This is a genomic window from Rhizobacter sp. P2_H2, from assembly GCF_056403375.1.
Window position 1 is genome coordinate 1 of the sequence record NZ_JBFUFP010000834.1, and the last position, 2,435, is coordinate 2,435.

3 protein-coding genes are annotated in these 2,435 nt (G+C 67.9%); all 3 read right to left on the reverse strand.

The window, feature by feature from the left end; genetic code table 11:
• Positions 1-191: MCP four helix bundle domain-containing protein (locus AC1D15_RS27015; protein ID WP_477828429.1), on the reverse strand; the 191-nt coding region annotated here is incomplete at its 3' end.
• Positions 192-590: 399 nt separating this feature from the next.
• Positions 591-1,025 (reverse strand): EamA family transporter, encoded by a 435-nt coding sequence (locus AC1D15_RS27020; RefSeq protein ID WP_477828430.1) that lies wholly within the window; start codon positions 1,023-1,025, stop codon positions 591-593.
• A 1-nt stretch (position 1,026) separates the two neighbouring features.
• Positions 1,027-2,382: a sensor histidine kinase gene (locus AC1D15_RS27025; protein WP_477828431.1), complete on the reverse strand. Its 1,356-nt coding sequence runs from the start codon at positions 2,380-2,382 to the stop codon at positions 1,027-1,029.
• Positions 2,383-2,435 lie beyond the last annotated feature (53 nt).

Genomic DNA, 2,435 nt, shown 5'->3' on the forward strand with positions numbered 1-2,435 from the left:
GCGTTGTCCTTGATTTCGGAGAGCATCTCGATCTTGATCATGCGGTCGTCGGTGAGACTGACGACGTTGGCATGAATGCCCGACATGGCGACCGACGCATACATCGCCAAGCCGACGAGGAAAGAGATCAGAAGACCAAACCCCAGTCCGAGCTTGGTGCCAATCTTCATGTGATTGAACGAGATGTACATGGGCTTTTTCCGGTGAGGACTTGCGCGACAACAAACGGGTACGCCACTGAGTGATCGGCACAATTCGAGACTTGTTGAGCCCCCTGAACGGAAGCCTTCCACGGCCAGGGCGTTGTCGCCGGCGACTACCTCGGACTTACAAGACAAATTGGTGGCCCAACTGCGTGCAGGGTGATCTCGCCGAAACCGTATCCGCCAAGAACCTCGACTTGAGAAACCGGGGGCCAATCAGCGGCGAGGCAGGTGCTTCTTCACTGGCGCTATGGCTACCGCGTGTTAACCAGCTTGGCCCATGGCGCTGCTCTCGCTCCCGGTGCTGCAGTTGAAACTGCCCAATGCGCGTTCACAGTCTTCGGGCGAACCGGCGTGGCGCCGACTGGGCTCGGTCCACTCTGGCTCTCAACGCTTGAGTGACAACAAAAGTACCCCACCTGCCACCATCGCGATGCCGGCCCATTCGCGCAGGCTCGGGCGCTCGCCGAGGAAGGCGAAGGCGAACACCGCGACCAGCACCAGGCTCAGCTTGTCGACCGGSGCCACCYGCGAYGCRTYGCCGATCTGCAGCGCYCKGAAGTAGCAGACCCACGASGCYCCGGTGGCCAGGCCSGAMAGCACCAGGAACARCCARGTCCTGCCYGGCAGSKCGAGYGGGTTCGACCAYTTGCCGGTCSCCATGACGAAGGCGGCCAGCACGACCAGGATCACGCTGGTGCGCACCAGCGTCGCGARGTCGGAGTCGACGCCGCGGATGCCGATCTTCGCGAAGATCGCCGTCAGCGCGGCGAACGCSGCCGACAGCAGGGCCCATTGAAACCAGCTGGCSGGCATGTTCATCTCAGGCTCCRTGAAGTTGGGAGAASACGACCCGGACYTCCAATCCGCSATGYYSTKCCGGCGTGTGCAGGCYGACGYTCGMGTGRTGSCGCTCSGCRATSGCGCGCACGATGGCCAGGCCCAGGCCGCTGCCGCCGCTYKCSGGGGCCAGCGAYTGCGCGTCCTCGCCGCGGTAGAAGCGGTCGAACACGCGCTCGCGTTCGGCCRCCGGGAYGCCGGGGCCGTTGTCGAYCACGCGCAGGCGCGGSCGCCCGTCCTGCAGGTCSGCCTCGACGTCGACCACGCCGCCGGCCGGCGTGTAGCGCAGCGCGTTYTCGACCAGGTTGTCGAGCAGCACGCGCAGCTGGTGSGCRTCGGCCTGCRCCKCGASGCCGRCRCCGACSYGCGCGCCGAGGTCGATGCGSCGGTGCTCSGCCTTCAGCGCGAAATCCGACACCACCGAGCGCRCCAGGTCGTCCAGGCTGACCYGYTCGACGCGCATCGTCTCGCCATCGGGMTCCGAGCGCGCCACCGCCAGCAGCTGCTGCACCATCCGCTCCGAGCGGATCACGCCCTGCTCCAGCTCGTCCAGCGCATCCTSSCGCGCGGCCGGGCTGTCCGAGCGSCGCAGCAGGTGCACCTGCAAGCGCAGCGCCGTCACCGGTGTCCGCAGCTCGTGGGCCGCATCGGCCAGGAACCGGCGCTGCGCCGAGAATGCTTCCGACAGCCGCCCGAGCAGGTCGTTGATCGACAGCACCAGCGGCTTGATCTCGCGCGGCACGCCGTCGGTGGCGATTGGCAGCATCGAGCGCGCGCTGCGCGCCGCCACGTCGCGCGCCGTGTCGCCGAGCGGCTGCAGCCCGCGCCGCAGGCCGAACACCAACAGCCCGCCGACCACGACGACCAGCACCAGCATCGGCGGGAACACCTTCGCACCCGACTCGGCCGCCATCTGGTGCCGCTGCGAGACGCGCTGCGCCGCCTGCGCGACGCCGTCGGCGGCCACGCTCGAGTAGACGATCCAGGCCTCGCCATCGACATCGAGCCGCGCCAGGCCCTCGGTGCGCGAGAACGGCAGCTTCACGCGCGGGTCCGAGGCGTAGACGCGCTCGCCGTCGGCGGTCCAGGTCAGCGTGACGATCTCGACGTCCTCGGGCGTGTCGTCGCGCTCGGGCAGCGCCAGGGCGTCGTGGCGGCCCGCGTTGTAGGCGGCACGGTGGTAGCGTGCCACCGACTGCGCGACGTTCTTCAGGTCGGCGTCGAACACCTCGTTCATCTCGTCCAGCGTGACCACGTAGGTGACGATGGCGACCAGCAGGCCGCCAAGCGCGAGCGCCCCCATCAGCCAGGCCAGCAGGTAGCGTTCGATCAAGCGCATCAGTCTTGCGTCACCCGGTAGCCGACGCCGCGGATGTTCTTGATCACCGCGGC